Annotated in this window: 30 protein-coding genes; 15 read left to right on the top strand and 15 right to left on the bottom strand. The window is 63.9% G+C overall.

Annotated elements, in window-relative coordinates; genetic code table 11:
* Position 1: 1 nt before the first annotated feature.
* Both ACPFMJ_RS03595 and ACPFMJ_RS03590 read left to right on the top strand, forming a co-directional pair.
* Positions 2-550, top strand: a complete 549-nt coding sequence (locus ACPFMJ_RS03595; protein ID WP_424362497.1) for a phospholipase D-like domain-containing protein — start codon at positions 2-4, stop codon at positions 548-550.
* On the top strand, positions 550-1,536 hold the full coding sequence (locus ACPFMJ_RS03590) for an NAD(P)H-dependent glycerol-3-phosphate dehydrogenase (RefSeq protein ID WP_424362496.1): 987 nt from the start codon (positions 550-552) through the stop codon (positions 1,534-1,536). Before ACPFMJ_RS03595 ends, ACPFMJ_RS03590 begins: the two co-directional genes overlap by 1 nt.
* Before the next feature lie 33 nt (positions 1,537-1,569).
* Here the strand turns inward: ACPFMJ_RS03590 and ACPFMJ_RS03585 are convergent, their stop codons facing one another.
* From ACPFMJ_RS03585 to ACPFMJ_RS03565, 5 genes are all read right to left on the bottom strand, one after another.
* Positions 1,570-2,403, bottom strand: a complete 834-nt coding sequence (locus ACPFMJ_RS03585; protein WP_424362495.1) for a hypothetical protein — start codon at positions 2,401-2,403, stop codon at positions 1,570-1,572.
* Between the two features lie 13 nt (positions 2,404-2,416).
* On the bottom strand, positions 2,417-4,315 hold the full coding sequence (locus ACPFMJ_RS03580) for a CHASE3 domain-containing protein (protein WP_424362494.1): 1,899 nt from the start codon (positions 4,313-4,315) through the stop codon (positions 2,417-2,419).
* A gap of 118 nt (positions 4,316-4,433) precedes the next feature.
* On the bottom strand, positions 4,434-6,272 hold the full coding sequence (gene ilvD / locus ACPFMJ_RS03575; protein WP_424362493.1) for a dihydroxy-acid dehydratase: 1,839 nt from the start codon (positions 6,270-6,272) through the stop codon (positions 4,434-4,436).
* A 159-nt stretch (positions 6,273-6,431) separates the two neighbouring features.
* Entirely contained in the window at positions 6,432-7,361 is a 930-nt protein-coding gene (locus ACPFMJ_RS03570) for a hypothetical protein (RefSeq protein ID WP_424362492.1), read from the bottom strand.
* Between the two features lie 168 nt (positions 7,362-7,529).
* Positions 7,530-7,790 (bottom strand): acyl carrier protein, encoded by a 261-nt coding sequence (locus ACPFMJ_RS03565; protein ID WP_424362491.1) that lies wholly within the window; start codon positions 7,788-7,790, stop codon positions 7,530-7,532.
* A gap of 265 nt (positions 7,791-8,055) precedes the next feature.
* On the opposite strand from ACPFMJ_RS03565, the gene ACPFMJ_RS03560 reads away from it, so the two are divergent.
* The 7 genes from ACPFMJ_RS03560 to ACPFMJ_RS03530 all read left to right on the top strand — a co-directional run bounded on the left by ACPFMJ_RS03560 (position 8,056) and on the right by ACPFMJ_RS03530 (position 13,377).
* The gene (locus tag ACPFMJ_RS03560) at positions 8,056-8,784 is read left to right on the top strand and encodes a tetratricopeptide repeat protein (RefSeq protein ID WP_424362490.1); all 729 of its coding nucleotides are present in this window, start codon (positions 8,056-8,058) and stop codon (positions 8,782-8,784) included.
* A 60-nt stretch (positions 8,785-8,844) separates the two neighbouring features.
* Positions 8,845-9,408: a malonic semialdehyde reductase gene (locus tag ACPFMJ_RS03555; protein ID WP_424363784.1), complete on the top strand. Its 564-nt coding sequence runs from the start codon at positions 8,845-8,847 to the stop codon at positions 9,406-9,408.
* Positions 9,409-9,415: 7 nt separating this feature from the next.
* Entirely contained in the window at positions 9,416-9,805 is a 390-nt protein-coding gene (locus tag ACPFMJ_RS03550) for a DoxX family protein (protein WP_424362489.1), read from the top strand.
* A 106-nt stretch (positions 9,806-9,911) separates the two neighbouring features.
* Positions 9,912-10,523, top strand: a complete 612-nt coding sequence (pgsA, locus tag ACPFMJ_RS03545) for a CDP-diacylglycerol--glycerol-3-phosphate 3-phosphatidyltransferase (protein WP_424362488.1) — start codon at positions 9,912-9,914, stop codon at positions 10,521-10,523.
* Positions 10,520-10,771, top strand: coding sequence for a molybdopterin converting factor subunit 1 (gene moaD, locus ACPFMJ_RS03540; RefSeq protein ID WP_424362487.1), 252 nt, complete (start codon positions 10,520-10,522; stop codon positions 10,769-10,771). The genes pgsA and moaD overlap by 4 nt, the downstream gene beginning before the upstream one ends.
* Complete coding sequence (locus ACPFMJ_RS03535; protein WP_424362486.1) at positions 10,771-11,244, top strand: molybdenum cofactor biosynthesis protein MoaE; 474 nt, start codon at positions 10,771-10,773, stop codon at positions 11,242-11,244. The genes moaD and ACPFMJ_RS03535 overlap by 1 nt, the downstream gene beginning before the upstream one ends.
* A 162-nt stretch (positions 11,245-11,406) precedes the next feature.
* A complete protein-coding gene (locus ACPFMJ_RS03530; protein ID WP_424362485.1) occupies positions 11,407-13,377 on the top strand; it encodes an ATP-binding protein in 1,971 nt (656 codons plus the stop codon).
* Here the strand turns inward: ACPFMJ_RS03530 and ACPFMJ_RS03525 are convergent.
* On the bottom strand, positions 13,374-13,940 hold the full coding sequence (locus ACPFMJ_RS03525; protein WP_424362484.1) for a Yip1 family protein: 567 nt from the start codon (positions 13,938-13,940) through the stop codon (positions 13,374-13,376). The genes ACPFMJ_RS03530 and ACPFMJ_RS03525 overlap by 4 nt on opposite strands.
* 183 nt (positions 13,941-14,123) lie before the next feature.
* On the opposite strand from ACPFMJ_RS03525, the gene ACPFMJ_RS03520 reads away from it, so the two are divergent.
* Positions 14,124-15,326, top strand: a complete 1,203-nt coding sequence (locus tag ACPFMJ_RS03520) for a PepSY-associated TM helix domain-containing protein (RefSeq protein ID WP_424362483.1) — start codon at positions 14,124-14,126, stop codon at positions 15,324-15,326.
* 19 nt (positions 15,327-15,345) lie between these two features.
* Here ACPFMJ_RS03520 and ACPFMJ_RS03515 read toward each other — a convergent pair whose 3' ends face one another.
* Complete coding sequence (locus ACPFMJ_RS03515) at positions 15,346-15,915, bottom strand: hypothetical protein (RefSeq protein ID WP_424362482.1); 570 nt, start codon at positions 15,913-15,915, stop codon at positions 15,346-15,348.
* Positions 15,916-15,957: 42 nt separating this feature from the next.
* A complete protein-coding gene (locus tag ACPFMJ_RS03510) occupies positions 15,958-16,323 on the bottom strand; it encodes a copper resistance CopC family protein (protein ID WP_424362481.1) in 366 nt (121 codons plus the stop codon).
* Positions 16,324-16,598: 275 nt separating this feature from the next.
* On the opposite strand from ACPFMJ_RS03510, the gene ACPFMJ_RS03505 reads away from it, so the two are divergent.
* Together ACPFMJ_RS03505 and ACPFMJ_RS03500 are read left to right on the top strand one after the other, a co-directional pair.
* Positions 16,599-17,729, top strand: a complete 1,131-nt coding sequence (locus tag ACPFMJ_RS03505; protein WP_424362480.1) for a HupE/UreJ family protein — start codon at positions 16,599-16,601, stop codon at positions 17,727-17,729.
* Positions 17,730-17,947: 218 nt separating this feature from the next.
* Positions 17,948-18,946 (top strand): lysylphosphatidylglycerol synthase domain-containing protein, encoded by a 999-nt coding sequence (locus ACPFMJ_RS03500; RefSeq protein ID WP_424362479.1) that lies wholly within the window; start codon positions 17,948-17,950, stop codon positions 18,944-18,946.
* A gap of 142 nt (positions 18,947-19,088) precedes the next feature.
* Here ACPFMJ_RS03500 and ACPFMJ_RS03495 read toward each other — a convergent pair whose 3' ends face one another.
* From ACPFMJ_RS03495 to ACPFMJ_RS03485, 3 genes are all read right to left on the bottom strand, one after another.
* Complete coding sequence (locus tag ACPFMJ_RS03495) at positions 19,089-19,364, bottom strand: DUF1153 domain-containing protein (RefSeq protein ID WP_036281596.1); 276 nt, start codon at positions 19,362-19,364, stop codon at positions 19,089-19,091.
* A 252-nt stretch (positions 19,365-19,616) separates the two neighbouring features.
* The gene (locus ACPFMJ_RS03490) at positions 19,617-20,342 is read right to left on the bottom strand and encodes a cytochrome c biogenesis CcdA family protein (RefSeq protein ID WP_424362478.1); all 726 of its coding nucleotides are present in this window, start codon (positions 20,340-20,342) and stop codon (positions 19,617-19,619) included.
* Position 20,343: 1 nt separating this feature from the next.
* The gene (locus ACPFMJ_RS03485; protein ID WP_424362477.1) at positions 20,344-20,727 is read right to left on the bottom strand and encodes a thioredoxin family protein; all 384 of its coding nucleotides are present in this window, start codon (positions 20,725-20,727) and stop codon (positions 20,344-20,346) included.
* A 78-nt stretch (positions 20,728-20,805) separates the two neighbouring features.
* On the opposite strand from ACPFMJ_RS03485, the gene mobA reads away from it, so the two are divergent.
* The gene (gene mobA / locus ACPFMJ_RS03480) at positions 20,806-21,426 is read left to right on the top strand and encodes a molybdenum cofactor guanylyltransferase MobA (protein WP_424362476.1); all 621 of its coding nucleotides are present in this window, start codon (positions 20,806-20,808) and stop codon (positions 21,424-21,426) included.
* 181 nt (positions 21,427-21,607) lie between these two features.
* Entirely contained in the window at positions 21,608-22,096 is a 489-nt protein-coding gene (locus ACPFMJ_RS03475) for a hypothetical protein (protein WP_424362475.1), read from the top strand.
* An 11-nt stretch (positions 22,097-22,107) separates the two neighbouring features.
* Here ACPFMJ_RS03475 and ACPFMJ_RS03470 read toward each other — a convergent pair whose 3' ends face one another.
* From ACPFMJ_RS03470 to ACPFMJ_RS03455, 4 genes are all read right to left on the bottom strand, one after another.
* Complete coding sequence (locus tag ACPFMJ_RS03470) at positions 22,108-22,581, bottom strand: hypothetical protein (protein ID WP_424362474.1); 474 nt, start codon at positions 22,579-22,581, stop codon at positions 22,108-22,110.
* Between the two features lie 35 nt (positions 22,582-22,616).
* A complete protein-coding gene (locus tag ACPFMJ_RS03465; RefSeq protein WP_424362473.1) occupies positions 22,617-23,648 on the bottom strand; it encodes a cysteine synthase A in 1,032 nt (343 codons plus the stop codon).
* 167 nt (positions 23,649-23,815) lie between these two features.
* Positions 23,816-24,865: a linear amide C-N hydrolase gene (locus ACPFMJ_RS03460; protein ID WP_424362472.1), complete on the bottom strand. Its 1,050-nt coding sequence runs from the start codon at positions 24,863-24,865 to the stop codon at positions 23,816-23,818.
* Between the two features lie 70 nt (positions 24,866-24,935).
* Positions 24,936-25,811: an aldose 1-epimerase family protein gene (locus ACPFMJ_RS03455; RefSeq protein ID WP_424362471.1), complete on the bottom strand. Its 876-nt coding sequence runs from the start codon at positions 25,809-25,811 to the stop codon at positions 24,936-24,938.
* Between the two features lie 128 nt (positions 25,812-25,939).
* Between ACPFMJ_RS03455 and ACPFMJ_RS03450 the strand changes: the two genes are divergently transcribed.
* A complete protein-coding gene (locus ACPFMJ_RS03450; protein WP_424362470.1) occupies positions 25,940-26,617 on the top strand; it encodes a MarC family protein in 678 nt (225 codons plus the stop codon).
* The last annotated feature ends 21 nt before the right edge of the window (positions 26,618-26,638 follow it).

Here is a 26,638-nt window from a genome sequence, read left to right as displayed (position 1 = left end):
GTTGCGTCGCACTTTCTTCGTGGCGCTGGCGGCGATGCTGCTGGCGCCTGAGCCACAGGCCGCCGGGCTGCTCTCGCAGGAGCCGCTCTACACGGGCGTGCAAATCTTTTACGGACCGAGCGACGGCTTCGAGAGCGTGGACATCCAGCTCATCAGCGGCGCGCGCCATTCCATCGACATAGCGGCTTATGTGCTGACCGACCGCGCGCTTATCGCCGCGCTCGGCCGCGCCGCCATTCGCGGCGTGCGCGTGCGGGTTTATCTCGACGGCGAGGAGATGGGACGCAATGCGCCGATCCTCAGCGTCGCGGAAGCGCCCAACCTCGCCGTGCGCCTCAAGGCCCGCAACCGCGAGCTGATGCATCTGAAGAGCTATCAGGTTGACGGCCGCACTCTACGTACGGGGTCGGCGAATTTTTCGGTCTCTGGCGAAGTCTATCAGGACAACGATCTAATCGTTATAGAGAGCCCGCAGGCGGCGGCGCGCTTCCGTGAGACGTTCGAGCGTCTCTGGGCGCGCCCCGACAATCAGCGAATCGGGATGAGGTGATGCGCGACTCCATCGCAGTTCTCGGCGCCGGCGCCTGGGGCGTCGCGCTCGCCAATGTCGCTGCGCAGGGTCGCGAGCGCGTGGCGCTCTGGGCGCATGATCCCGCCCATGCGGCGGCGCTGGCGAAGGACCGCGAGAACAAGCGGCATCTTCCGGGGCTGCCGCTCGCCGCCGCCGTCGCGCCGACGAGCGACCTCTCTTGCATCAGCGGCGCGCGGATCGTGCTGGCGGTCGTGCCGGCGCAGGCGCTTCGCAGCGTCGCGCGCGCGGCTCGGGCGCATCTTGCCGACGGCGCGGCCTTCGTCATCTGCGCCAAGGGCATAGAACGCGATCGCCGTCATTTCATGAGCGAAGTCGTCGCGGAGGAACTCCCGCAGGCGCGCCCCGCGGTTCTGTCCGGTCCGAGTTTCGCGGCCGATGTCTGCAAGGGCCTGCCGACGGCGGTGACGCTCGCCGCCGAAGACGAGGCGCTGGCGCAACGGCTCTGCGAGGAAATCTCGACCAGGACGTTCCGCCTCTATCGCTCGACGGATGTTCGCGGCGTCGAGATTGGCGGCGCGGCCAAGAACGTCTTCGCCATCGCGGCAGGAATGGCCTCGGGCCGCAAGCTCGGCGCGAGCGCGCAGGCCGCGCTCATCGCCCGCAGCTTCGCAGAGCTGACGCGCCTCGGCCGCGCGCTGGGCGCGCGGAGCGAGACGCTGATGGGCCTTTCCGGCCTCGGCGACCTCGTGCTCACCTGCGGCTCCGCGCAATCGCGCAATTTCGCCTTCGGCCAGGCGCTGGGACAGGGAACGGCTGTGAAGGACGCCTCCGGCGGCAAGCTCACCGAGGGCGCCTTCACGGCGCGCGTGCTCATCGAGATGGCGCAGGCGGCGGGCGTGGAAATGCCCATTGCGGAGGCGGTGGACGCCATTCTGTCCGCGCGGCTCAGCGTCGACGCGGCGATCGACGCGCTTTTGATGCGGCCGTTGAAGGCGGAGGGGTGAGCGTGCGCAGAGCTTCCCGCGCACGCACGTCATCTACCAGCTTTTGATAAACTGCCAGAAAGTCCGCGTCTCCGTGCCGTCGCGCAGCCTCGCGATGGCTTTCTTACCCGAGATGCGCACTTCCTCGCCATGCGTTTTGAGATCGTCGATGTCGCGATCGAGCGCCTCGAATTTCTTGCGGATTTCTGGATTCTCCACGCGAGGCGGCGCGGGCGCCGGCGGCTTGTCGGAGACTTTCAGCAACGGCGCGGCGGACGGCGGCTTTTGCCGCAGCGCGAGCGCGCGCGGCTTCACCTTTGCGACGATGAAGCAGTGATGCATGGCGGCGAGACGCCAGGTCGGACTCGTCCAGTCGGCTTCTTTCGGCCCGTTGCCACGGTCGAGCGCGCGATGGCAATCGAGCTTTTCCTCAAAGCCATTGGTGTCGATGTCGTGGAAGTCGCGCACGAGGCCGTTTTCGTCGATCTCCAACGCGAACTGGAAATCCTGCAAAAGATCCGGATAGGCGATGTTCCAGTCCTCGACGACTTTGTCATATTTGTCGAGCTTCGCCGCCAAAGCCGCATCGTCGTCGCCATCCGCGCCATTCGCGATCCTGTATGAATGGAAGACGCGCGCCGACATGAGCTGCGAGGCGCGGTCGAAGCTCTTGGTTGCTTCCTCGAGACGGGCCTTTGCGAGGTCGAGGCGCGTCTGCTCGCGCCAGCTCTTGTAGGTGAAGCTCGTCGTGACGACGCCCGCGAGCAGGGTGGTGAAGACGAAGCTCCAGAATTTCTCTTTCAAAAAGCCGCCGTCGGCCATGCGCGCCTCTGAAATTTTCACCGGGAAAACAAAAGCCAGCGTCGCGCCGAGCGCCTGAAAATGCAAGCGCCCTATCGGGCTATTCCGCGCCAGCGGGAAGGTTCGCCTTGCCGTCCAACGCGTCCCTGATCTTCCGCGCAAGCTGCGCGAGCGTGAAGGGCTTGGTGAGCAGATTGACGTCGGGGTCGAGCAGGCCGTTGCGCATGATCGCGTGCTGCGAATAACCGGTGATGAACAGCACATGCAGGGAATGGCGGCGGAAGACGGCCTCGCGCGCGAGCCGCGCGCCATCCATTCCCGGCATGAAGACGTCGGTGATCATCAGCGAGATATCCGAGCGGGCGCGAATGATCTGGATGGCCTCTTGCCCGCCCGAGGCCTCGAGAACGGTGTAGCCGAGCTCCCGCACGCCTTGCGAGGTCACGCGCAGGGCGTTTTCGTCATCCTCGACGATGAGAACGATTTCTTCGGGCCTCCCGCGCGGAAAATCCTCCAGCGTGATCGACGGGGGCGGCGGCTCAGCCTCTTCCTGCGCCTCCACATAGCGGGGGAGATACATTTTGATGCAGGTTCCGTGACCGACTTCCGAATAGATCTTGATGTGCCCGCCGGATTGTTTGACGAAGCCATGGGCCTGAGAAAGGCCGAGGCCCGTCCCCTTGCCAATCGGCTTGGTCGTGAAGAACGGATCGAAAGCCTTGGCGACGATGTCGGGCGGCATGCCCGCGCCCGTATCAGAGACCGAGAGCAAGACATATTGGCCGGCCTTCGCCTCGGGATTTTCCTCGGCATAGTATTCGTCGAAGTCGACATTCGCGGTCTCGATCGTCAGTTGCCCGCCGGTCGGCATGGCGTCTCGGGCGTTGACGGCGAGGTTGAGAATGGCGCTCTCCAGCTCGTTTGCGTCGACCTTGGTCAGCCAGAGATCCTTGTGAAGCGCGGTCGCGAGCTGGACCGGCGTGCCCAACGTGCGATGAAGGATCGACGACATGCCCGTGACGAGCTGGTTCGCGTCCACCGGCGTCGGGTTGAGCGGCTGGATGCGGGAGAAAGCCAGGAGCCGGTGCACGAGTTTCGCCGCGCGATCGGCGCCGTCGAGCGCCGAAGTGATCATCTGATCCGCGTCGCCCTCCTTTCTTTGCAGCTTTCGCCGCAGAATATTGAGGCTCGCGACGATGACGCCGAGCATATTGTTGAAGTCGTGCGCAATGCCGCCGGCGAGCTGGCCCAGCGCCTCGAGTTTCTGCGATTGGCGGAGCTGCGCCTCCAGTGCGCTACGCTTCGTCGACTCGGCGATCAACTCGTTATAGGCGTGCTTGAGGGCGTCGCCGGATTTGCGAAGCGCGGTGATCTGCTTCTGGGCGAGGAAGACCGCAAAGGCGCCGACCCCCGCAAGCAGCACGATCATGACGCCGATCGCGGTTTGCAGGGATTCGCTCGCCTGCAAGAGGCGCTCGTCGCGATGGCGATAGAGCTCCTCTTCCGACGAGATCATTTCATTGACCAGCGCGTCGATCTGATCCATCAGCGCCTTGCCGCGACCCGTGCGCACGATTTCGCTCGCCTCGTCGAAGCGTTCGGCCCTCATCAGATCCAGCTTGCGCTGGAGAAGGCGGACGCGCTCGTGCAACAGGGGACGTAGCCTGGTGAGCCTCTCGTTTTGTTCTGGATTGTCGGAGACCAGCGCGCCGATGTCGGTCAGCGCCCACTCGATCCGGGCGGCGAAGTCAGACTTCGGCGTGAAATATTTCGGGTCGTGGGTGATGACATAGCCGCGCTCCTCGCTCTCCGCGCGGCGAACCTCGCTGTTCAACTTGTGCAGCGCACTCTCGACCTGCAGCGTATGGCGTACGAGGGAGCCGCTGTTGCGGCGATGCTCCTCGGTGCGAATGGTAACGACGCCGGCCGAGGCGAGAATCGCAAAGGCGACGATCAGACTGACCGTCTCGAAGGAGAGATACTTTCTCGACGCGGCCATGCGCGGTCCACTAACAAACCGATCTGGCGATTTTATGCGATACGAGGCTGATTGCCAGCGTCGCAACGCGGCGGGCCATGCTTCTTTGCAAAGCCCGCCATTTTCTCGCCAATGGCTCCTAAGCCTTCGGAATCTCGCGAACCGCGCCGCGCGCCGCGCTCGTCGTCATGGCCGCATAGGCGCGCAACGCCGTCGAGACCTTGCGATGGCGTGGGCTTGCCGGTTGGAACCCCTTGGAGGCTTGAACCGCGCGGCGGGCGGAAAGTTCCGTCTCAGAAACGGCGAGGGTCATCTTTCTGTTGGGGATGTCGATCTCGATCAGGTCGCCGTCCTGCACCAGAGCGATGGTCCCGCCCTCGGCCGCCTCCGGCGAGACATGGCCGATGGAGAGGCCGGACGTGCCGCCCGAGAAGCGACCGTCGGTGATGAGCGCGCACGCCTTTCCGAGGCCCTTCGATTTCAGATAGCTCGTCGGATAGAGCATTTCCTGCATGCCGGGGCCGCCGCGCGGCCCCTCATAGCGGATGACGACCACGTCGCCCGCCTGCACGGCGCCGGTGAGGATGCCGGAGACCGCGGCGTCCTGGCTCTCGAAGACACGGGCGGGGCCCGAAAATTTCAGGATCGACTCGTCGACGCCCGCCGTCTTCACGATGCAGCCGTCTTCGGCCAGATTGCCGAACAGCACGGCGAGGCCGCCATCCTTGGAGAAGGCGTGGGCGGCGTCGCGGATCGCGCCCTTGGCGCGGTCGGCGTCGAGCGAGTCGTAGCGGCGGTTCTGGCTGAAGGCCTCCTGCGTCGGCACGCCGCCGGGCGCGGCCATGAAGAAGGTCTTGGCGGTGTCGCTGGTCGTCACGCCGATATCCCAGCGGGAGATGGCGTCGGCCAGCGTGACGCTGTGCACCGTCGGGCGGTCGCCATGCAGCAGACCGGCGCGGTGCAGTTCGCCGAGAATGGAGATGACGCCGCCGGCGCGATGCACATCCTCCATGTGCACGTCCGGCACGGAGGGCGCGACCTTGCAAAGGACCGGCACGCGGCGCGACATGCGGTCGATGTCGGCCATCGTGAAATTCACCTCGGCTTCATAGGCCGCCGCAAGGAGATGCAGCACGGTGTTGGTCGAGCCGCCCATGGCGATGTCGAGCGCGATGGCGTTCTCGAAGGCCTCGAAGGTCGCGATCGAGCGCGGCAGCACGCTCTCGTCATCCTGCTCGTAATAGCGGCGCGCAAGATCGACGATGAGATGGCCGGCCTCGATGAAGAGGCGCTTGCGGTCGGCATGCGTGGCAAGCGTCGTGCCGTTGCCCGGGAGCGAGAGGCCCAACGCCTCGGTGAGGCAGTTCATGCTGTTCGCGGTGAACATGCCCGAGCAGGAGCCGCAGGTCGGGCAGGCGGAACGCTCGATGGCCTTCACGTCGCTCTCGGCGACCTTGTCGTCGGCGCCGGCGATGATGGCGTCGACGAGGTCGAGCGCATGCTCCTTGCCCGCGAGCACGACCTTGCCGGCCTCCATCGGCCCGCCCGAGACGAAGACGGCCGGGATGTTGAGGCGCAGCGCAGCCATCAGCATGCCGGGGGTGATCTTGTCGCAATTGGAGATGCAGACCATCGCGTCGGCGCAATGGGCGTTGACCATATACTCCACGCTGTCCGCGATCACTTCGCGCGAGGGCAGGGAGTAGAGCATCCCGTCATGGCCCATCGCGATGCCGTCATCGACCGCGATGGTGTTGAACTCCTTCGCGACGCCGCCGGCCTTCTCGATCTCGCGGGCGACGAGCTGACCGAGATCCTTCAGATGGACATGGCCGGGCACGAACTGGGTGAAGCTGTTGACGACGGCGATGATCGGCTTGCCGAAATCCTCGTCCTTCATGCCCGTCGCGCGCCAGAGGCCGCGCGCGCCCGCCATGTTGCGGCCGTGGGTGGTGGTGCGGGAACGATAGGCAGGCATGGCACAGCTTTCTGCGAGCAAGGGAATTTGATGAGGCGATAGCCCAGCCGACGCGCGCCCGCAACCGGCCCGAGGCTCCGCAGCTTTATAACATAGCTTGGCAGAAGGCGCCGCTTTCGCAAGCCCCCGCCGCGCAACAGCGGTCGGCGTTCGGATTACCTACTGAAACAGCCGTTTGAGACGCTGGCCGAAGCCCCGGGCCTCGGTTGGCGGCAAATGAACCGCACAGCTTTCGAGCGTCAAATGAAGCGCCCCCGCCGGATTGGCGTCGCTCGGGCCGGCGTGGCGGACGCGGATCGTTCCGGCCTCGTTCGCCTCGAAAATCCCGCCGTCCGGGGTGAGCTGTCCCGCGCGCGCCCGCATCGCTTCGACGAATTCGCAGATGCGGACAAAAATCCAGTCGGGGGGCATCGGGGTTTCTTCGAAGATGACGGCGCAATTGAGGAAGTGCTCGGCGAAACAGGCGCGTGCGCCGATCACCTGCCGCCCGGCAATTGTCCAGGCGCCGGTAAAATAGCTCGGATGCAGGAAGAGTGGCATGGGCAGCGCTCTCGTCGCGGCGAGCGACAGAAACTGTTCCGGACGGAGGATCTGGTTGGACTGGCGCCAGTGTATCGCCGTCGGATACGACCGCCCGCAGACATATTGGGTCAGTAATTTGCAGACAGCGAGCTTCATATCGAAAAGGCCGTCCGCTTGCGGCGCCCGCTTGACGCCGAGCTTGGCCTGCGGTTCGCCGCCGGTTTCCACCGGCGCGTCATGGGTCACGGTGATGTGAATGTGGGACCGGTGGTCGGCGACCGCCGTCGCGGCGTCCTCGAAGGTCATCTGCGTATAGGGCGAGGCCAGGCTCTGCGTGAGGCTCTGCAGGCCGAGCGGCCGCGAATTCTTCGACACCAGAACGAACAGACCCGAGCCGACGAATGCGCCCGCGGCGCCCGTCGCGACAGGGCAGAAACGGAAAGGCTCGAGAACGCCCCTGAAGAGCGCGTTCAGATGGTCAAGAATTTCTGGGAACGGGATATTCGGACAGGGGCCCGCATAGAGCGTCGCCGACTCCAGGTCGATGGGGGCGAAGCTGAGCAGCATGGCGGGTCTCCGGCGAATTTGTCGGAGTCTGATCCCCAAGCTGCTAACACTTGTTGGACAAACGTGCTTAAGGGAAATCAACCGTCAGAATGCGCAAGCCCGAAAGGGCGGCAGGAACCGGGCCGTGTGCTTTCGGGCTTTGGGAAGAGCGACGCTGCGCTCGGAGCGTCACGCGGCCTGGCGGGCGGCGACGGAAGGCTTGAGTTCATTCAGGCAGGCGACGATGGCGTTGACAGAGGAGAAGCTCTGGCGGCGGAGCATGTTGACCGGGAACTCCACATCGAAGGCTTCCTCGATCGCGAGCATGGTGCGGATCGCGGCGAAGGGGGTCAGGCCGGCCGAGTAGAGGTCGGCGCCGTCGGAGAGATTTTCAATCGGGGTGTGCAGGCGGCCATTTTCTTGCAGAAGACGGCGAATGGTCTCGATCATGGCTTCAACTCCAAAGGCGCGCGTTACGAACCGGCGCGGGCCGAAAGCTTCGTTTGAATCGATGCTCAGATTTTGACTGGCAATCGTGAACATCGTGGAAAGAAATTGGGGCGCCCTCCCTGAACCGAAAATGAATTCGCGGAAAATTCGACCGGATTTCCCATATGGTTAGGTTAATGTGTGGTTAACTGTGGGCAAGCCCGCCTTGGCGGCCGCGCGTGCAGTGCTTTAGTGTGACCCCATGAGAACGATCGGCGCGTTTTTGATGTTGTTCGCCCTCCTGTGCGGCCTCCCGGCCGGCGCGCAGGAGGACGCGCCGACCCTCGGCGACGACGAAAACGGCGGGAATTTCCTCTTCATACCCGGCATCGGAAAAATTCCGCTGCCGCCCGGCGCGCGGGGCTACGGTCCCGGCAATCCGCAGGATCCCCAGGACAGCCTCGCCCCGAGGCGCCTCGGTCCCAAGGCGGCCAATCCGCGGCCGGAGCCGCCGAAATCTCCCGAGGAGCGGCAGGCCCAGGAGCTGGCCCGCCTGTTCGACCGCATGCGCGACGCGGACGACGAGCGCGAATCGCAGTCGGCCGGCGCCGCGATCCTTCATCGATGGTCGCGGTCGGGCTCGGACACGGTCGCCCTCCTCGCCGCGCGCGCCCTTGCGGCGGAGGTCGCGGGCGCGCCCTCTCTCGCCAGAGCTTTGCTGGATTACATCGTCGCCCTATCTCCCAACTGGCCGGAAGGTTTCGTGCGCCGCGCCCGGGTGATGGCCTCGGAGGGGGACGTCGCGAGCGCGCTCGCGGATCTCGAGACGGCCGCGCGGCTGGAGCCGAAACGCTTCGACGCGCTGGAAGCGCTCGGCGCCCTTTCGGAAAAGGCGGGAGACAAGAAGCGTGCGCTCGGCGCCTATCGCAAGGCGCTGGAGATCGAGCCGCGCAATGAGTCGGTGCACAAGAATGAGGAGCGCCTGCGCATCGAGGTCGAAGGGCGCGATATCTAGATTGAATTTCCGCGGGAGGAAAAGATTGTGACCGACGCGACGCATCTCACGCCGGAGGCGATGGCGCAGCTCTTCACCGCCGCGCGGACCCATAACGGGTGGCTGGAAAGGGAGGTTCCGGACGACCTGCTGGAGCTTGCGCTCGATTACGCCAAATGGGGCCCGACCAGCGCCAATTGCTCGCCGATGCGCATCCTGTTCGTGCGCTCGCCCGAGGCCAAGGCGCGGCTTTCGCCGGCCATGTCGGCCGGCAACCACGACAAGACCATGGCCGCGCCCGCCACGGCGATCATCGGCTACGATCTCGACTTCTACGAGCATCTGCCGATGCTTTATCCGGCCGCCGACGCGCGGTCCTGGTTCGCGGGCAATGACGCGCTGATCGAGGAGACGGCCTTTCGCAACGGGACGCTGCAAGCCGGGTATTTCATCCTCGCGCTGCGCGCCGTGGGCCTCGACGCCGGGCCGATGAGCGGCTTCGACAAGGCGAAGGTCGACGCCGAGTTTTTCGCGGGCACGAAAGTGAAGTCCAATTTCCTGATCAATATCGGCTATGGCGACCCGACGAAGCTCTACCCACGCGGGCCGCGCTTCGCCTTCGAGGACATCGCCAAGATCATTTGAGGTACAGATGACGCTTCGAATCATCCCCGAGCGCTACCTGTCGCATGTGCAGGGGCTGCTGCGCATCGCGACGACGCTGCTTTTTTTGCAGCACGGAACGGCGAAACTCTTCGGCTATCCGCATGTCGCCATGTTCGACCAGATGAAGCTGTTCTCGCTGCTGGGCGCCGGCGGGATTCTGGAACTCGTGGGCGGGGCGCTGCTTCTCGTCGGGCTCTTCACGCGGCCAGTCGCCTTCATCCTCTCCGGCGAGATGGCCGTGGCTTATTTCGGTTTCCACGCTCTCGAGGCCTTCTGGCCGATTCTCAACAAGGGCGAACTCGCGGCGCTCTATTGTTTCGTCTTCCTGTTCTTCTCGGTCGCGGGGCCGGGGAAGTTCGCGCTGGACAGGGAGTAGGGCCCTTTTTGCATTGCACGCGAAAGCCTGGCGCGGCGTTGTGCGCAAACGCAACCGTGGCCAAATCTATTGACAAGAGGGACGGGCGACCTATTCCCTTGCGGACATGACCGAGACGGCCGTCACGACCAAGCGCCGATCACACATGTGGGCGCTACCCAATCTCCTCACCTATGGCCGCTGCGTCGCAGTGCCGGTGGTGGCGGGGCTGCTGCTCGCGCCGAACAATGAAGACTGGACGCGCTGGACGGCGCTCGGCGTCTATACGGCTGCGGCCGTGACCGACTTTTTGGACGGTTATCTGGCGCGCGTCTGGCAGCAGCAATCGCCTATCGGCCGCATGCTCGACCCGATCGCGGACAAGCTGCTCGTCGCCGCGACGCTGTTGGTTGTCGTCGCCAACCAGACCCTCGTCGGCTGGACGATCTGGGCCGCCATCATCATCCTGTGTCGCGAGATCCTTGTCTCCGGCCTGCGCGAATATCTCGCGGAACTGAAAGTGCGCCTGCCAGTCTCCGCCATTGCGAAATGGAAGACCGCGTTCCAGCTCGTCGCTCTCGGCTTTTTCATCGTCGGGCCGGCGGGCGAGGCGGTGCTGCCGGGGTCGATCAAGATCGGCTCCGCCATGCTCTGGGTCGCCGCGGTTCTCACCCTCTATACGGGCTTCGACTACATGCAGGCGGCGGTCACGCATTTCGCGGAAGACGAGCGGTCATGAAAGCGGTCTATTTCGCCTGGGTCCGCGAGCGGATCGGGCTGTCCGAAGAAGAGATCGCGCCGCCTCGCGAGGTCGAGACCGTGCGACAGCTCGTCGAGTGGCTCGCCGCGCGCGGAGACGGCTATGCGGCGGCCTTCGCGAACCCGAAGACGATCCGCGCCGCGATCGACAAGGCCCATGTGGCGCCGGACGCGTCCATCGCCAGCGCCCGCGAAATCGCTTTCTTCCCGCCCATGACCGGCGGCTGATGTCGTCCATCGCCCCGACGGTCCGCGTTCAGGCGGAGGATTTCGACCCGGGTCGGGAAGAGGCCCTGCTGACCGCCGGGCGGCGCGACGTCGGCGCGGTCGTCGCCTTCACGGGACTCTGCCGCGACGAGGATGGAGCGCTCGCCGCGCTGGAGCTCGAGCATTATCCCGACATGGCCGAGGAGGAGATGGTCCGCGTTGCAAACGAGGCGCTGGCGCGCTGGCCGCTCCTTGGCCTCACAGTGATCCACCGTTACGGCCTCATCCGCCCCGGCGAGCGCATCGTGCTCGTGGTCGCCGCTGCGCGCCATCGCGGCGAGGCCTTCGGCGCCGCCGAATTTCTCATGGACTATCTCAAGACACGCGCGCCTTTCTGGAAGAAGGAGCACCGCGCCGACGGCGTGGACGGGGGTTGGGTCGAAGCCAAAGACGCCGATGACGCGGCGGCGGCGCGTTGGGCGGCGAAGTCCTGAAGCCGTGTTTCTCTATGGCTTAGCTTGCTACAAGGCCTGATCCGTATCAATTTCCGATTGTCCGAAAAACGGCAGGCTCCTATGCGCGAGGACGTGAAGGTTGCTCGTGAAGAGAACTTTGCTCGTCATCCTCACGACGCCGTAGGCGGCGGGAACTGGGGGATGTGGAAGAATTTTCTCCGCGCCCAGGAGCTCGGTCAAATCGGTTGGTGGCGGCTCGACACGCGCAACAACATCCTCACCTGGTCCGACGAGAATTATCGCATTTTCGGCAAGCCGCCCGGAGAGCCGCAAAATTATCAGACATTTCTCGACGTCGTTCACCCCGACGACCGCGAATATGTCCATCAAAGCTGGATCGCGGCGCTGCACGGCGCTTCCTACGATATCGAACACCGGCTGGTCGTCGGCGGGCGCGAAAAGTGGGTCCACGAAAAGGCGTCTCTCGAATTCGACTCCTCCGGCGATCTGCTCGGGGCCTTCGGCGTCACGCAGGACATCACCGATCGCAAGACGGTCGAGAAGGCGCTCGAGTGGAGCGTGCGTCGTAACGAATTGCTGTCGAAGACGGGCGCGAGGCTCCTGCAATCGGGGGACGTTCAGCACGTCGTGGAGGATCTTTGCGCCGAAGTGATGCAGTTCCTCGATTGCCAGGCGTTCTTCAACTTCCTGCTCGACGAGGAGACGGGCCGCCTCCGCCTCAACGCCTGCGCCGGCATTCCCGCAGCGGCGGCGCGCGAGATCGAATGGCTCGACTTCGGAGTAGCCATGTGCGGCTGCGTGGCGCGCGACCGCCGCCGCGCCATCGTAGAGCGGATTTCGACAACCGACGACATACGGACCGAACTTGTCGCTTCCTTCGGCATTGAAGCCTATTGCTGCCACCCGCTGATGTCGCAGGGGAGATTGCTCGGCACGCTCTCTTTCGGAACCAAGACGCGCGCGACCTTCAACGACGACGAGGTCGAGGTGATGCATGCGGTTTCGCAGCTGGTGTCGATGGCGATGCAACGGCTGGAGATGGAGTCGGCGCTGCGCGAAGCCGATCGGCGCAAGGACGAGTTTCTCGCCACCCTCGCACATGAGTTGCGAAATCCCCTGGCTCCGATCCGCACCGGGCTGATGGTGATGAGGCGCAACCCCGAAAATGCGCATCGCGTTCAGGAGATGATGGAGCGACAAGTCGACCATATCGTGCGGCTCGTCGACGATCTGCTGGAGGTTTCGCGCATCCGCAGCGGCAAGATCGAGCTGAAGGTCAAGCGGGTCGACCTTACGGACGTTCTCCGTCAGGCGGTCGAGACGAGCCAGCAATTTTTTGACGCGAGCCGCGTCGCCCTGGCCGTCACGGCCCCGGACGCGCCGCTCATCGTCCAGGGCGATCCGGTGCGCCTTACGCAGATCGTCGCCAACCTCCTCAACAACGCCGCCAAATACACCCCAGCCGGCGGCCGAGCGGAAATCGAAGCCCATCGCATCGGCGACGAAGCCGTGCTGACCGTCTCCGACAATGGCCTTGGCATCCCGATCGACATGCAGCCTCACGTCTTCGACCTTTTCGCCCAGGTCGATCAGACGCTCGGCCGCGCGCAGGGTGGGCTGGGCATCGGTCTCTCGCTGGTGCGAAATCTCGTCGAGCTCCATGGCGGCGCCGTCGAGGTCGAGAGCGAAGGGCCGGGGGAGGGTAGCCGCTTCACGCTGCGTCTGCCGCTGGCCGCAGAGGTTCCGGCCGCCTTCGACGCGGAAGCGCGGCCGGCGGCGGCGCGCCTGGCGAACCGCGTGCTGATCGTCGACGACAATAAGGACGCCGCCGAAAGCCTCGCCCTTCTTCTAAGGGCGCAAGGCGCCCAGACGCGCGTCGCCTATAGCGGCGACGCCGGGATCGAGGTCGCCCGAGATTTCATGCCGGAGCTGGTCTTCCTCGATCTCGGCATGAGGGAGATCAACGGCTACGAAACGGCGCGCCGCATCCGCGCCATGCCGGGTTGCCGTGAGACAACGCTCGTCGCGCTGACCGGGTGGGGCGGATGGCAGACGCGGGAGCGTGCGAAGGCGGCCGGTTTCGACCTCCACATGGTCAAGCCCGCCTCGGTCGAGGACATCGAGCGGGCGCTGGCGTTTCGCGTCGCCTAGACCATGTGCGCCGGGGCGATCAGCGAGACGAGCCAGGCATGGGCCGCACCCATGGCGACGGTCACAAAGAGCGCCACAAGCGTAAAGATGTCGAGATTGTCCTTGGGAACCCGCATCATCCGCGTTAGGCCCAGCGAGAACACATAAATCCCGTAGAAACCCAGCACGTCGAGAAAGCGCAGGCCGGGAATGAGCCCGAAAATCGCGGCCAGCCAGGCGGGGGTGTAGGAATAGGCGGCGAGCAGCAAAGCGCGGCGATCGTCGCTCCGGCCGTCGAAATGCGGCGCCGCCATCGAGATGACGAAGGCGATGGCGAAGAGGGCGGGCAGGCTCAAAGCATATTGCACGACCGCGCGGAACAGGCCGGCCGCGAATGTGGGGTGCAGCCCATGCGCGCCGAAAAGCCACGCGCCGAGAAAGCTCGCAAAGGGCGGGATGGCCGCGAGAACGACGATGTAGCTGCGATAGAGATCCACAACGGAAGTGTCTTCCGTTTCGATCCTATCCCATTCCTTCCGCGGCGTCAGGATCAGGCCTTTAACCCTCGAAAACAGATCGTTCATGGCGTTGTTCCCTACGGACCGGCCTCTGGCGTCGGCTTGGGGGCGTTCGCCTGGCGCGTGCTCTTTTGCAAACCCATAATTGGTCTCGCCAGGTTTTCCGAGTCACGCTTGCCGGTCGCTCGCGAGAGATGTGGCTGGTATGAGCATGTCTGCTATTATGCATACTGGAATGGGGCGGTTTCAATGGAATCTCCGCAGGTGATCGACTACGACGAAAAGCTGACGGCGCGCACCGCGCCGCCGCAGGGCGCCGCACGAAAGGTTCTCCTGAGAGTTCATCAGATCATTGGTCTGGTGGCAGGCGCAATTTTCGTTCTTGTCGGATTGAGCGGCGGCCTTTTGGCTTTCCGCGAAGACATCGACGAGCTGTTGAATGCGCCCCTCATGCGCGTCGAGACGCCTGCGCATCCTGCCTATCGGTCGCCAGAGGAGCTTCTCGCGGCGGCGGTCGCTGTTATCCCGCCCGACGCTAAACTGGAAAAGCTGACGATGCCGCGTCATCCCGGCGCGGCGGCGGCGGTCAGCTTTTTGGCGGAAACTGACGATCTCGACAGCTCTTTCTATGAAATTTTCATCGATCCCTATACCGCGAAAGTAAGAGGCCAGCGGCTGACTCTCCATGGCGACGACACATTTTCTCAGCCGCTGATCCGCATTCTGATGGCGTTCCACTGGACGTTGCTGCTTGGCGTCAACAATGCCTACATCGTCGGCGGCCTCGGCATTCTCATTCTCGTTTCCGTTTTTGTCGGGGCTTATCTCTGGTGGACGCGCGGCGGCGACCGGCGGCTCGGCCTAAAGGTCAAATGGGGGGCTAGTCGAGAGCGGGTCGTCTACGACCTGCACAGAAGCATCGGCGCGTATATGGCGGCCATTCTGGTGGTCATGCTCGCGACTGGGGCCGCCATGATCTTCAAGCCGGCGACGCGCGCCGCCGTCAGTCTGTTTTCAACCATTCGCGCCGAGCCGGATTATGGGAAATCGACGCCGACGCCCGGCAACTCGCCGATCGGCGTTGGGGAGGCCATCGCCGCCGCGGACAAAATCTTCCCCGATGGCAGGCTTCTCTGGGTTTCGCTGCCGAGCGCGCCAAGCGGCGTCTATGTCGTCGGCAAGCAGTCGGCGGACGAGCCCAGCCGATCGAGAACCTTCCGAAATGTCGGCGTCGACCAATATAGCGGCCGCGTGCTCGGCGTGCAGGATCGCAAGACTTTTACGGCGGGCGAGAGATTTCTGGAGTGGCTCTACCCGTTGCACAGCGGCGAGGCCTTCGGAGAATTTGGCCGGCCTTTCACTCTGCTGGTTGGACTGGTCCCACTGATGCTCTACGTCACGGGCTTCATGCGATGGCGCGACAAGCGCCGTGCGCGACGCCGCCTATCCTGAGGGAAGAAGCCGGACGCCTTTATTGTCCGGCGGCGATCGGCATTTCGATGATGTCTTCCTTGTTTTTCGCCTCGCCGAAAGCGAGTCTGAGGAGATATTTTCCCTTGTGCGCCACCGTTGAATCCAGCGTCAGCATGCCGCTGCCATGGGGTTTGGGCGGCAGGGAGGCAAGTTCCTTGAGCGTTCCGTCAGGCTGATACGCATGAAAGGACAGCGCGACGGCTTCGTTTCTCGCCTCCTTCTCCATCAGGGTAACGGCGAAAATGACCTTTCCAGTTCCCGGAACCCGGTCGCAATATTCGTCATATTTGCTCATGTCGTTGGTTTCGCCGCCCCAGCTTTCGTCGGAATCGCCAAGGAAATATGTCGTGACATGCGCCGAGTAGAAGTCGCTGACGCCGAGACATTCGGAGATCGTGCGGTCGCCGGCCTTGACCGCGGGCTTTAGCACATTCGCTTTCCAAAAATCGTCCATGGATTGCTTGAGTCCCGGTCCCCACAATCCGTAGGTGAACAACGCGCCGTTGACGCCGACGAGCGCAACGATGCCGAGGAACAGCATCAGATTCAGACGACGTGCCGGGTCCATTTCGCGCTTCTCTTCCCTTGGCAGGAGCGATTTGCCGCTCTCTTACTTGACTTCGAATTCCCAGGCGCCGCTGACGATATGCCCGTCTGCAGACAGCGCGCGGTAGCGGACTGTGTATTTGCCGGGCGTCAGAGCGTTCACGCCCACTGTGACATGCGCGGGATCGGAAGCGTCGATGGCTGCGTCGCGTTTGTCGATGCGCTCGCCCGTCGCACTGACGACGGCAAGCGCGACGAAGGCGTCGCGAATGCCGGCGTCGTACCATACTTCGACTTTCCCGATGTCGGCAGGGCCGACGCCGCTTTGAGGCGGTGACGTCCGGACGATGATCGCATGCGCAAAGGCGGGGCCGGAGACGGCGCCGGCGATCAGCAAGACGCCGACTCGGCGCATGATCCGACGGGCCATGCGCGCGATCGTGTCGATTGATCCAGGATGCGCGCTTCGGCGTGGGCCCTTCAATGCGGTCCGCGTCATTGCGTTGGGGTCTCCTCCTGTTGCGCGATCGCCGGATTATACGCAGTCGGGAGCGGGCAAAGCACTATTGGATATTCTGATCCGGGAGAGCCATCCCGGCCCCTGAAGACGCGACGTGACCCGACCTTGTCTCGCCGTTCCTCGTATGCATTATGAGTTAATTATGCATACGCCGCGTCGTCGCGCTGCGTCAAGGAGTCGGCGCAATGGCGCGTTTGAAGCTTTTCGCATTCGTTCTGGCGCTCGTGGTTTTCGGCGCCGAGACCGCTGCGCGCGCGCATACAGCCGATATTTCGAGCAGTCGGATCGTCCCCGAAGGCAATGGCCGCTATCGCGTGGAGGTCGGGTTTCTCGGAAGCGACGTCGAACGCATCTTCGCCGAGAACAAGGCGAGCCTCGGCGATGTCGATCTCACCGAGCCCGGGGTGATCGAGGGCATGATCGGCAAATTCATTCAGCAGCGCGTCGATCTGCAAAACGAAGAAGGGCAGACATGCCCCAGCACGGTCGGATCAGTTGGCGAAGACCCGACCAATCCCTACGACCAGAAAGCCGTGCTGCATATGGATTGCAGCGGCGTTGCAGGGCAGATCTACTACAATCCCTTCCGATTGCTGAACGCGCAAGGCGCTCGCGCGAAGCATCTCGTCAGCATTGGCGAGAAGGGCGACGAGTCGCAATTAACCGAGGCGCAGAAGGCGGGCCGGGAGCCCGCGCCGGGCCAGGTCATGATCTTCCCGGGCGATGCGCCGATCGATCTCTCGAAGCCCCTTTTGACGCCCTGGCAGCTTGCGCCCAAATTCTTCGCCGCCGGCATTGAACACATCGTCACCGGCTACGACCACATCTGCTTTCTGATCGCGGTCGTATTGTGGGCGTCTCGCGCCTGGCCGGTGGTCAAGATCGTCACGGCGTTCACGGTCTCGCATTCGATCACTTTATCGCTGGCGGCGCTTCAAATCGTCGACCTTCCGAGCCGATGGACCGAAATCGCCATCGCGCTGTCGATCGTCTATGTCGCCCTGGAGAATTTCTTCACGCGCAAAGTGGACGGTCGCTGGCGGGACACTTTCTTTTTCGGCTTCGTGCATGGTTTTGGCTTCGCGAGCGGCCTGATTGAGATGGGCGTGCCGCAACGCGCCATCGTGCCGGCGTTGGCGAGTTTCAATGTCGGAGTCGAAGTCGGCCAAATCGGCGTCGTGCTGATTGTGGTTCCGCTGCTCGTGCTGATCGACAAGCAGTTCTTCAAGGGCGAGCGCAACCCGCGCCTCGTTTATATCTGCTCGGGCGCCGTCGCCTGCGCGGGCGTCTATTGGCTCTTCTTTCCCATGGCGTGACGGGGCGGGCGGGCTCTGCCTACGCTCTGGCGGCGCGCCTGCGGCCGAGTTGGAACGGCGTAGCCAGCGCTCGTCGCCTTGGGGGCCGGGCGGCAATAACGCGCTTGCGACCTGACACTTGGCCCTTGCCCGCGGCCTCCTTACATGCGAGGGAGTTCGCAGGCCAGTAGCGGCCCTGCTGTCGAAGCCCCCCGCTTACGTCTAACGCGATAGGCTGCATGAGAAAACTGGCAGAATTTTTCTGGCCCGTCGTCGGGCTCGCCGCCGTAATCGGCTCCTTTTACCTGCTCTATCACGAGTTCCAGGGCGAGTCGGTTGGCACCGAAGTCTGGGCCGCTCTGAAGGCCATTCCCGCGAGCGACTATTTCTTCGCGGCGCTCTCCACGCTGCTCGCCTACGCGGCGCTCGCCTGGTACGACCAGATCGCGCTGCTCCATCTCGGCGTACGGCACATATCGTGGATTTTCATCTCGATGTGCTCGTTCACGACCTATGCGCTCTCCCACAATATCGGCGCGAGCGTCTTTTCCGGCGCCATGGTCCGCTACCGGGCCTATTCGTCGAAGGGATTGACGGCCACGCAGGTCGCCGCGCTGGTTGTCCTCTGCTCCTACACTTTCGCTTTCGGCAATGTGCTGCTCGGCGGGCTTCTGCTGACCTACGATCCGACCATGATGCAGCGCCTCTCCGGCTTCCTCCCGGACGTGCTGACTCATCCGCACACGGCGCGCACCGTTGGTCTCCTGTGCCTCGGCTTCGTCGCGGTCTATATGGCCGGCTCCCTGATGCACATGAAGCCGTTCAAATTCGGCAAGTTCGAGATCCTCTATCCGCGCCCCGAGATCATGGTGCGGCAACTCTTCGCGGCGCCGGCGGAGCTGATCGGCGCGGCGGGCATCATTTATTTCGCGCTGCCGGAGCAGGGAAACCCGGGCTACATCGTCGTGCTCGGCGCCTTCCTTTTGTCCTTCTCGGCGGCGCTCGTCTCGCATGCGCCGGGCGGCCTCGGCGTGTTCGAGCTGCTCTTCATCAATCTGATGCCGGATGTGCCGCGGCTTCAGGTGCTGGCGGCGTTGCTGGTGTGGCGCCTTTTCTACCTCATCATCCCGCTGCTGGCGGCTCTCGTCGTCGTCGCTCTGTTCGAGCGCAGGAAGCTCGTGGAGAAATTGCGGGCAGGAGCGGCGGGGGGCGCGACCGAAGGGCCGCCCCCGGGCTGAGCGCCGGGTTTTCTCCGTCATCGCGAGCGGAGCGGCGCAATCAGACCAACTCTCCCCAATGACGGGGCGGGTCTTGCACAAAAGAAAAAGCCGGTCCCAAAATGGGACCGGCTTTTTCTTTTTAGGGGTCGTAGCTCGCGGATTACATCCGATATTGCTGAAGGCGCGTGGTGCGCAGTCCGGCGAGGCCGTGCTGGTCGATCGACATCTGCCAGCTTAGAAACTCGTCGACCGTCAGCGTGTAACGGCTGCAGGCTTCGTCGAGGGAGAGGAGACCGCCGCGGACGGCGGCGACGACTTCCGCCTTTCGGCGAATGACCCAGCGCTTCGTGCTCGGCGGCGGGAGATCCGCTATGGTGAGCGGGCTGCCGTCAGGGCCGATGACATATTTGACACGCGGACGATGCGTCTCGGTCATATCATTACTCGCATACTCTACGACCACACAGTAGCGACGTTATAGCGCGAGCGGTTTTAAGATTTGCCTAAACGCGCTTGGCCTTTGCGCAATCGAATTTAAACCGAATTTTATGAAATAACCGCCGCCGTCCAGCTCTTGCCTGATTTCCGCTGGATTGCGGACGATCCAGCAGACCTTGGCGTTTTCTTGCGAGATTGCGTAGGACAAAAGTATCGTTAACAGTTCGCAAAAGTGGAGATTGAGATTTACTTAAAATCGCGTTGTCAGCGATGTGAGCCATTCCGGCGAGGCGGCGACGAGCGCCGCTTCCAGCGATTTGTCGGCGCCGCTGACGATCGTCAGGCCGAGCGCGACGAAGAGCAGGCCCAGCCCCTGTTTCAGCCGCTTGCCGGCGGCGAGCAGCGTTCCGCGCCAGCGCGCGAAAGCCTGCCGGGAGAGGAAACCCAGAACGAGAAGCGGCGCGGCTGCGCCGAGGCCGAAGACGCCCATGGTCGCCGCGACGGCCGGCAGGTCTTCGCCCCGCGCCGCGAGCACGGAGGCGGCGCCGAGCGTCGGCCCGACGCAGGGGCTCCAGACGGCGCCGAGCAGCAGCCCAACCCCGAACTGCCCGAACAGGCCGCCGGAGGCGGCGGAGCCGCCAAAGGCCGCGTTCAAACGGTCGCTGAGCGGCCCGCCCGCCGCCGCGACGCCGGTCTGGAGGGCGGGAACGAGCAGCACGAGACCCAGCGCGATCATCAGCGTCGCCGCAACGGCCCGGAACGCGTCGCCGTCGAGCCCGATGGCGAAGCCGATGGTCGAGACGAACAATCCGATGATCACGAAGGAGAGGGCGACGCCGAGCGCGAGCAAAGCGGGCGCCCATTTATGCTCCGCCGCCGCCGCGCCGAGGACGAGCGGCAGAAGCGGCAGGACGCAGGGCGAGAGCGCCGAGAGCAACCCGGCGAGGAAAGCGAGCCCGAGCGTCCCGGCGCCCATGTCAGAGCGCCTTGTCGAGCAGGGCGGAAATCGCCTTCTCGTCCGTCTCGCCGACGGAACGGCCGACTTCCTTCGCGCCCTTGAAGACGATGATCGTGCTCTGATTGCGGGCCTTGAGCGCCTTCACGGCGTCCTTCTGCCCGTCGAAATCGACGCGGAAGGTCTCGGCGCCGGCGAATTTCGGGTCGGCTTCTAGCTTTTGAAGGATCGGCTCCTGCGCCCGGCAGGTCGGGCACCAGGGCGCGTAGACATGGACGATGATGGGCTTTCCGGAGCCCTGCGCGGCGGCGAAGGCGGCCTCGGAGAAGGGCTTCTCGGCGGCGAAAGCGGTGGAGGTCGCGGCGAGGAAAATGGCGGCGGCGAGAAGGCCACGGCGTGACAGCATGAAAGGCTCCTTTTTGCAAAGCGCTGTATACGCTAGATCGAATGCGAAGGCGGTTTCCGCAAGGTCGGCGAAAAGCTCATGCAACAATGTGTCGGAATTCTCCTCGCCGGCGGCCTCGCACGGCGGATGGGCGGCGGCGACAAGCCGCTCCTCGAGATCGGCGGGCGTCCGATCATCGCGCACGCCATCGAGCGTCTGGGGCCGCAATGCGCGGGCCTCGTCATCAACGCCAATGGCGACCCGGCGCGCTTTTCCGCCTTCGGCCTCCCGGTCGTCGCCGACAGCGTAGAGGGCTTCGCGGGTCCTCTCGCCGGGGTTCTGGCGGGGATGGATCACGTTTACGCGCAGCGTCCGGAGGTGACGGATATCGTCACAGCCCCCGCCGACACGCCTTTCCTGCCTACGGACCTCGTCAAACGGCTTTACGAGGCGCGGAATAGCGCCAGAGCGCGCATCGCCGTCGCGGAATCGGGAGACCGCGTGCATCACGCGGTCGCTCTCTGGCCGGTCTCAATTCGGGAAGAGTTGCGCCGGGCGCTCGTGGAAGAGGACATGCGCAAGGTCTCGGCCTTCATCGCGCGCTATCCCAATGTGAATGTGGCGTGGCCGGTCGCGCCCTATGATCCATTCTTTAATGTGAACCAGCCGGACGATGTGGCGGCCGCGAGCGCGCTGATCGGAAAAGGTCGGCCTTCCTGAAGCCGCTGTGTCCTGTGCGCGTGCGCACCGATCCTGGGCTTCTCTCCCTCTAGAAATGATCGGGCAGAGGATAGGAGACGGAGGGATGGCCATGAAACGGATGTCATCGATAGCGGCTTCGGTCGCTTTTTTGGCTATGGCTGGGCTCGCCGGTCCGGCGGACGCCAAAATCGAAACGAGCTTGAATCATTGCAAGGGCGAGAACGGCGTGATGCAGTTGTGCCCGGTCCATCGCCCGTCCTTCGCGCCGCCCAAGGGCTGGTCGACCGATAAGGAAAGCGCCGCCGCTCAGGGCGTCAGCATCTTTGTGCCGCCGGGCAAGACGTTCCGCAACGCGCCTGCTCTGATTTACGGCGAAGCGCGGCCCAATCCAGAGAAAATTCCGCTCGCCCAGTGGATCGCAAACAGCGACGGGCGGTGGCTGCAAAGCCTCAAGGGTTCGAAAATCGAGGAACTGCCGGCGGGGGACCTCGGCGCGGGGAAGCGCGAGGTGATCGTCCATCGCTACGTCAATCCGAGCAAGAACCAGCCGGTCGAAATCATCGGTTATTTCGCGGAGAACGACGCGGATGGGAACGCCTATGTCGTGCGGTTGACCCTGAGCGGTCTCAGCGCCAAGGCCGTCGAGGCGGCTCGCCCGCTGTTCGATGAGACGCTCAAAGCCTACTAGCCGGGCGACCCTCAGTTGCCTGCGCGCTTCAGCGTGTAAATCTGGTTATCGAGCGCGAAGACGAGCCTGTCCGGCGCGATGGCGTGGAACGCGATCTCCGTGCATCCGACCTCCAGCGTCGCCACGGTCGGCGTCGTCATGCCGATCTCACGCGCCAGCGCGGCCGCATTGCGCGGCTTACCGGCCTTGTCCGGTTCGGCCAGCATTCCTTCGAACAGCATGTCGGGACCATCCGATTCGCGAACGCCGTAATGCGGGCCCTTGCAGCCGATGGGCTGCGGGCCCGCGATCGACTTTGGCCCGAAAGACACTGTCTTGCCGACAAGCGCCTTTGCTTCCTTGGGATCGATATCCCCGGGCCCGGCCCACGGCGCGGGGGCCGCGCTGTCGATGCGCCAGCTTCCCGCGAAGCGCGCGTCCATCGCGGCGGCAGCTGTCGCGACGCCGAGGAAAAGAAGAGTCGCGCAAAAGCTTCGCAAGAACACGCGCTCACCTCCTTGAAGAGCTTGTCTGGCGCAGCCTAGACCAGCCCCGGGTCGATCCCAACCTGCTTTTCGAGCCATTTCGGCGTCGGCAGATTGAGCCCGCGCAGGAACTCGACATTGAAAAGCTTCGAGGCATAGCGCGCGCCGCCGTCGCACAGGATCGTCACGATGGTGTGGCCCGGTCCCAGCTCACGCGCCATGCGGATCGCACCCGCGACATTGATGCCCGAAGAACCGCCGAGCAGCAGCCCCTCGTTTTCGGCAAGGTCGAAGACGATATCGAGCGCCTCGCTGTCCGGGATCTGATACGCGACGTCCACAGGCGCGCCTTCGAGATTGGCGGTGATGCGGCCCTGGCCGATGCCTTCCGTAATCGAGGAGCCCTCGGCCTTCAGCACGCCGCTCGTATAATAAGAGTAGAGCGCGGCGCCGAAGGGGTCGGCGAGGCCGATCTTGATCCCCGGGTTCTTCGCCTTCAGCGCCATGCCGACGCCGGCCAGCGTGCCGCCCGTGCCGCAGGCGCAGATGAAGCCGTCGACCTTGCCGCCGAGCGCCTCGTAAATCTCCGGCCCCGTCGTGGCGATATGAGCCTCGCGATTGGCGACATTGTCGAACTGATTGGCCCAGACGGCGCCGGCGGGATCTTCCTTGGCGAGGCGCTCGGCGAGCCGGCCCGAAACCTTTACGTAGTTGTTCGGATTGGCGTAGGGGACCGCCGGCACCTCGACGAGCTGCGCGCCCTGCAGGCGCAGCATGTCCTTCTTTTCCTGGCTCTGCGTCTCCGGGATCACGATGACCGTGCGGAAGCCCATCGCGTTGGCGACGAGCGCGAGGCCGATGCCGGTATTGCCCGCCGTGCCCTCGACGATCACGCCGCCGGGCTTGAGCGTCCCCTTGGCGATGGCGTCCTGCACAATGAAGAGGGCGGCGCGGTCCTTCACCGAGCCGCCGGGATTCATGAACTCCGCCTTGCCGAGGATGCGGCACCCTGTGGCCTTCGAGGCGGCGCGCAATTCGATGAGCGGCGTGCGGCCGATGGCCTCGATGACGCTGGCGGCGATGGTCATGAAATCTGATTCCTGTGGCCGGGAGGCCTTTTCCTAACCGGAAGAGCTGTCCCGCTCAAACGCAAAACTGGCGCCGTGGGTCACGTTCCTTGAATCGGGGGGGCCAAGGCGCCAGCAAACATCACGCGATCACATTGTTGGCGTGTTGCAAGAACAGAGCGGGCGTATCAGTGTTCGTTCTTCCCGAACACGAATGGCTTCGCCTTTTCGAGTCGCCTGGTGACGTCGCCGTTTAGTGAGAAAATCTTCTTCTCGACCTGCAACTCCCGCTCCGGCTTCCCCTTGCTGAAATCGAGCTTGCCGTAGTCGATCCAGACGACGTTGGGGGCGTAAGTGCTCTCGAAATAGTAGCGGCCCCCGGTGAGGTCGATCACGCTTCGGAAGATCGTGCTGGAGACATTTGGTTTTTCGGGGTCGGCCTTGCCAAAGGGGACCGACACGTTTCGGATGACGCTGAAAATGAACGCCGCCCCTTCGTCGGCATTGGCGGGCTTGGGGAGATTATTGGCGTAATAGGCCGCGCGCACGAACCTGTCCGTCGGGGTGCGCTCGCCGGGCAGGGGCTTGTCTCCGCCGAAGCTGCGGTATTGCTTGAGGTTCTCGATCTGCTTGTCGTAGGTCGGCTCGTTGGTCATCACGGTAAATCGCTTGTCGTGATAAACGATCCGCTTGCCGCCGATATATTCGATCACCGCGGAGTCGCCGGATTTGTCAGAAAGCGACAGATGCACCAATGTCGGGAAGCCATTCGGCAGGATGAGTGAATCGATCTGGAACGCGAATGACTTCTGCGCCTCGACGGCTTCCGCCACTGTCGCGTAGTTGTCGAGGAAGTATTGGACCCACTGCGTGACGCCGATGCCTTCCAGCCTGGGATCGCGTTTGCCGTAGTCCGACTCGCCGGCCAGATAGAGGATTTGCGCGCTCAGGCCCTTCTCGTTAACGCCCTCATGGGTGGCCAGGTCGTAGCCGGTGATGACGAGGCTGCCATATTTAGAGGTCCATTTGTGCGGGTTCTCGGCCACCGCCCCGGTTCGCGCGATCCCGCGCGGATAGACCCGGAACGCGGAGTTGGCCTTTTCCGTCCAGTCCTGGGTCCGCCCCACGAATACCTGCCCATCGCCGGGAGCCCAGAGCACGCGCGAACATGGCAGGGCGGTCGAGGCTGAAAACAGCATGACGGCGAAGGCGGCCAACGTTCCGACGGCGTATCGCATGAGAACTCCAAGGGCGGGTCAGTGATCGTTCTATGGTTTTCCGGGTCGTTTACAAACCAGAGTTGCTTCCCTAGGCGCCGCTCCGCTCCAATGCGAAACTCGCCCCATGGCGCGCGCTTTCTCCCGGCTGGAGGATGCGCATGGACGGCTTTTCATAGAGATCGCCGTGGAAATCCACCGGGTCGCCGTACCCGCTCCAGGGCTCGATGCAGAGGTAAGGCGTCGGCGGCAGCGTCCAGAAGCCGATATGCGGGAAGTTTTCGAGCGTCACCCGAAGCCGCGCGCCCGCGCCATTGTTGAAGGCGATGCTCCGGCTCTTCATGTTTAGGAAGCAGAGCGCGTCATGGGCGAACATGGCTGGTTCGAGCGGCATCCTCGCGCCGGCGAGCGAAGTGCGCTTCGTCTCCTTCATGAAGAGACCGCCGGGACCGATGATCGGGACATCCGGGTTTTCATCCAGCTCGAAGACGATGGCGTGCTCGGCCGTCGAGCCCGCGAGCGGCCATCGGAAGGCTGGATGCAGGCCGCAGGCATAGGGCAGGGGCCGCGCGTCGGTGTTGGTGACGATCAGATTATTGTCGAGCGCCCCCTTGGTGAGCTTGAACTCCACCTCGAAGCGGAAGGCGAAGGGGTAGAGGGCGTGGGTCTCGGCGTCGTCGAACAGCACGAGGCGTAAATAATCCGCCCGCCGCTCGGCGATCTCGAAACATTTCTTCCAGGCGAAGCCGTGGAGGGCCAGCGGAAAGGTCTTGCCGTCGACCCGGACCTGCCCGTCGCGGGTCCAACCCACGATGGGGAAAAGGATCGGCGCGGTCTGGTCCCAGATTTTGGGGTCCTTGGCCCAGATCATGTCCACGCCGTCCGCCCGCCAGGCAGAAAGCTCGGCGCCGAAGGGGAGGATTTCGGCCGTATCGCCGTCAGCTTCGAGGAGAATCGCGTCGCTCATGGGGATGACCTTTGCACAGTTTTGCTGGTAGCGGCGCCTCTGCCGGGCTTGAGGCGCGACGGACGGGGCAATACACTCCCAACCCTCAGGGTATGCATCGGTTTCATTTATCGAGGAGGGGTTGCGGCGTGGCATCCGGTCTCGGCTCCATCGAGCTCAACCCCATCCTGCCGCTGTTCCTCAGCACCTTTACGACGATGCTCGCGGTCATCAATCCGCTCGAGGCGCTGCCAGTCTTCCTGTCCATCACTCACGACAAGGACGAGGCCGCGCGCAAGCGGATCGCGTTTCAGGCGTCGCTCTACTCCCTCCTGCTCATTCTGTTTTTCCTGTTTTTCGGCGCCTTCGTGCTGAAATTGTTCGGCGTCTCGCTGCAAATGGTGCGGATCGCCGGCGGCATTGTCCTGACGCGGATTGGCTTCGAACTCTTCGCGCCCGCGGGTCCGGGCCAAAGCTCCTTCCTCAGCGCCGGGCCAAACGACAATATCGCCTTCATGCCCCTCGCCATTCCGCTGATGGTAGGGCCGGGCGTGATCGCCACCGTGCTCGGGATGATGGCCACGATCGAGCGGGCGCCGAGCGAGATGGCGGCCTATGCGGCGATCTTGGCGGCGGCCGGCCTCGCCATCCTCGTCACCTATATTTGCCTCGCTTACGCCGGTCGGCTGATCGACCGCATCGGCCGCATGGGCATCGACGCCATCACCCGGATTGTCGGTTTCTTCGTCTCGGCCATGGGCGTGTCGCTCGTCTTCGACGGCGTTCTCGGCGCGCTCGCGACGCAGGGCGTCAAAGTCGTGCTTTAACCTCTTTCTTGACATCAAGTG

The sequence above is a fragment of the Methylocystis parvus genome (assembly GCF_049675845.1).
Taxonomy (GTDB): Bacteria; Pseudomonadota; Alphaproteobacteria; order Rhizobiales; family Beijerinckiaceae; genus Methylocystis; species Methylocystis parvus_A.
The sequence above is the reverse complement of the archived record's forward strand: the minus strand, read 5'-3'. Positions and strand labels throughout refer to the sequence as shown.

Bases quoted from the DNA above. Each gene is read 5' to 3' on its own strand.
- ACPFMJ_RS03510 (WP_424362481.1), bottom strand. From the start codon at position 16,323: ATGGCCCGTCGGATCATGCGCCGAGTCGGCGTCTTGCTGATCGCCGGC.
- mobA (WP_424362476.1), top strand. From the start codon at position 20,806: ATGCAACAATGTGTCGGAATTCTCCTCGCCGGCGGCCTCGCACGGCGG.
- ACPFMJ_RS03465 (WP_424362473.1), bottom strand. From the start codon at position 23,648: ATGACCATCGCCGCCAGCGTCATCGAGGCCATCGGCCGCACGCCGCTC.
- ACPFMJ_RS03590 (WP_424362496.1), top strand. From the start codon at position 550: ATGCGCGACTCCATCGCAGTTCTCGGCGCCGGCGCCTGGGGCGTCGCG.
- ACPFMJ_RS03520 (WP_424362483.1), top strand. From the start codon at position 14,124: ATGGAATCTCCGCAGGTGATCGACTACGACGAAAAGCTGACGGCGCGC.
- ACPFMJ_RS03455 (WP_424362471.1), bottom strand. From the start codon at position 25,811: ATGAGCGACGCGATTCTCCTCGAAGCTGACGGCGATACGGCCGAAATC.
- ACPFMJ_RS03550 (WP_424362489.1), top strand. From the start codon at position 9,416: ATGACGCTTCGAATCATCCCCGAGCGCTACCTGTCGCATGTGCAGGGG.
- ACPFMJ_RS03490 (WP_424362478.1), bottom strand. From the start codon at position 20,342: ATGGGCGCCGGGACGCTCGGGCTCGCTTTCCTCGCCGGGTTGCTCTCG.
- ACPFMJ_RS03560 (WP_424362490.1), top strand. From the start codon at position 8,056: ATGTTGTTCGCCCTCCTGTGCGGCCTCCCGGCCGGCGCGCAGGAGGAC.
- ACPFMJ_RS03485 (WP_424362477.1), bottom strand. From the start codon at position 20,727: ATGCTGTCACGCCGTGGCCTTCTCGCCGCCGCCATTTTCCTCGCCGCG.
- moaD (WP_424362487.1), top strand. From the start codon at position 10,520: ATGAAAGCGGTCTATTTCGCCTGGGTCCGCGAGCGGATCGGGCTGTCC.
- ACPFMJ_RS03570 (WP_424362492.1), bottom strand. From the start codon at position 7,361: ATGCTGCTCAGCTTCGCCCCCATCGACCTGGAGTCGGCGACGCTCTAT.
- ACPFMJ_RS03535 (WP_424362486.1), top strand. From the start codon at position 10,771: ATGTCGTCCATCGCCCCGACGGTCCGCGTTCAGGCGGAGGATTTCGAC.
- ACPFMJ_RS03500 (WP_424362479.1), top strand. From the start codon at position 17,948: ATGAGAAAACTGGCAGAATTTTTCTGGCCCGTCGTCGGGCTCGCCGCC.
- ACPFMJ_RS03460 (WP_424362472.1), bottom strand. From the start codon at position 24,865: ATGCGATACGCCGTCGGAACGTTGGCCGCCTTCGCCGTCATGCTGTTT.
- ACPFMJ_RS03495 (WP_036281596.1), bottom strand. From the start codon at position 19,364: ATGACCGAGACGCATCGTCCGCGTGTCAAATATGTCATCGGCCCTGAC.
- ACPFMJ_RS03525 (WP_424362484.1), bottom strand. From the start codon at position 13,940: ATGAACGATCTGTTTTCGAGGGTTAAAGGCCTGATCCTGACGCCGCGG.
- ilvD (WP_424362493.1), bottom strand. From the start codon at position 6,272: ATGCCTGCCTATCGTTCCCGCACCACCACCCACGGCCGCAACATGGCG.
- ACPFMJ_RS03505 (WP_424362480.1), top strand. From the start codon at position 16,599: ATGGCGCGTTTGAAGCTTTTCGCATTCGTTCTGGCGCTCGTGGTTTTC.
- ACPFMJ_RS03530 (WP_424362485.1), top strand. From the start codon at position 11,407: ATGTGGAAGAATTTTCTCCGCGCCCAGGAGCTCGGTCAAATCGGTTGG.
- ACPFMJ_RS03580 (WP_424362494.1), bottom strand. From the start codon at position 4,315: ATGGCCGCGTCGAGAAAGTATCTCTCCTTCGAGACGGTCAGTCTGATC.
- pgsA (WP_424362488.1), top strand. From the start codon at position 9,912: ATGACCGAGACGGCCGTCACGACCAAGCGCCGATCACACATGTGGGCG.
- ACPFMJ_RS03555 (WP_424363784.1), top strand. From the start codon at position 8,845: ATGGCGCAGCTCTTCACCGCCGCGCGGACCCATAACGGGTGGCTGGAA.
- ACPFMJ_RS03565 (WP_424362491.1), bottom strand. From the start codon at position 7,790: ATGATCGAGACCATTCGCCGTCTTCTGCAAGAAAATGGCCGCCTGCAC.
- ACPFMJ_RS03515 (WP_424362482.1), bottom strand. From the start codon at position 15,915: ATGGACCCGGCACGTCGTCTGAATCTGATGCTGTTCCTCGGCATCGTT.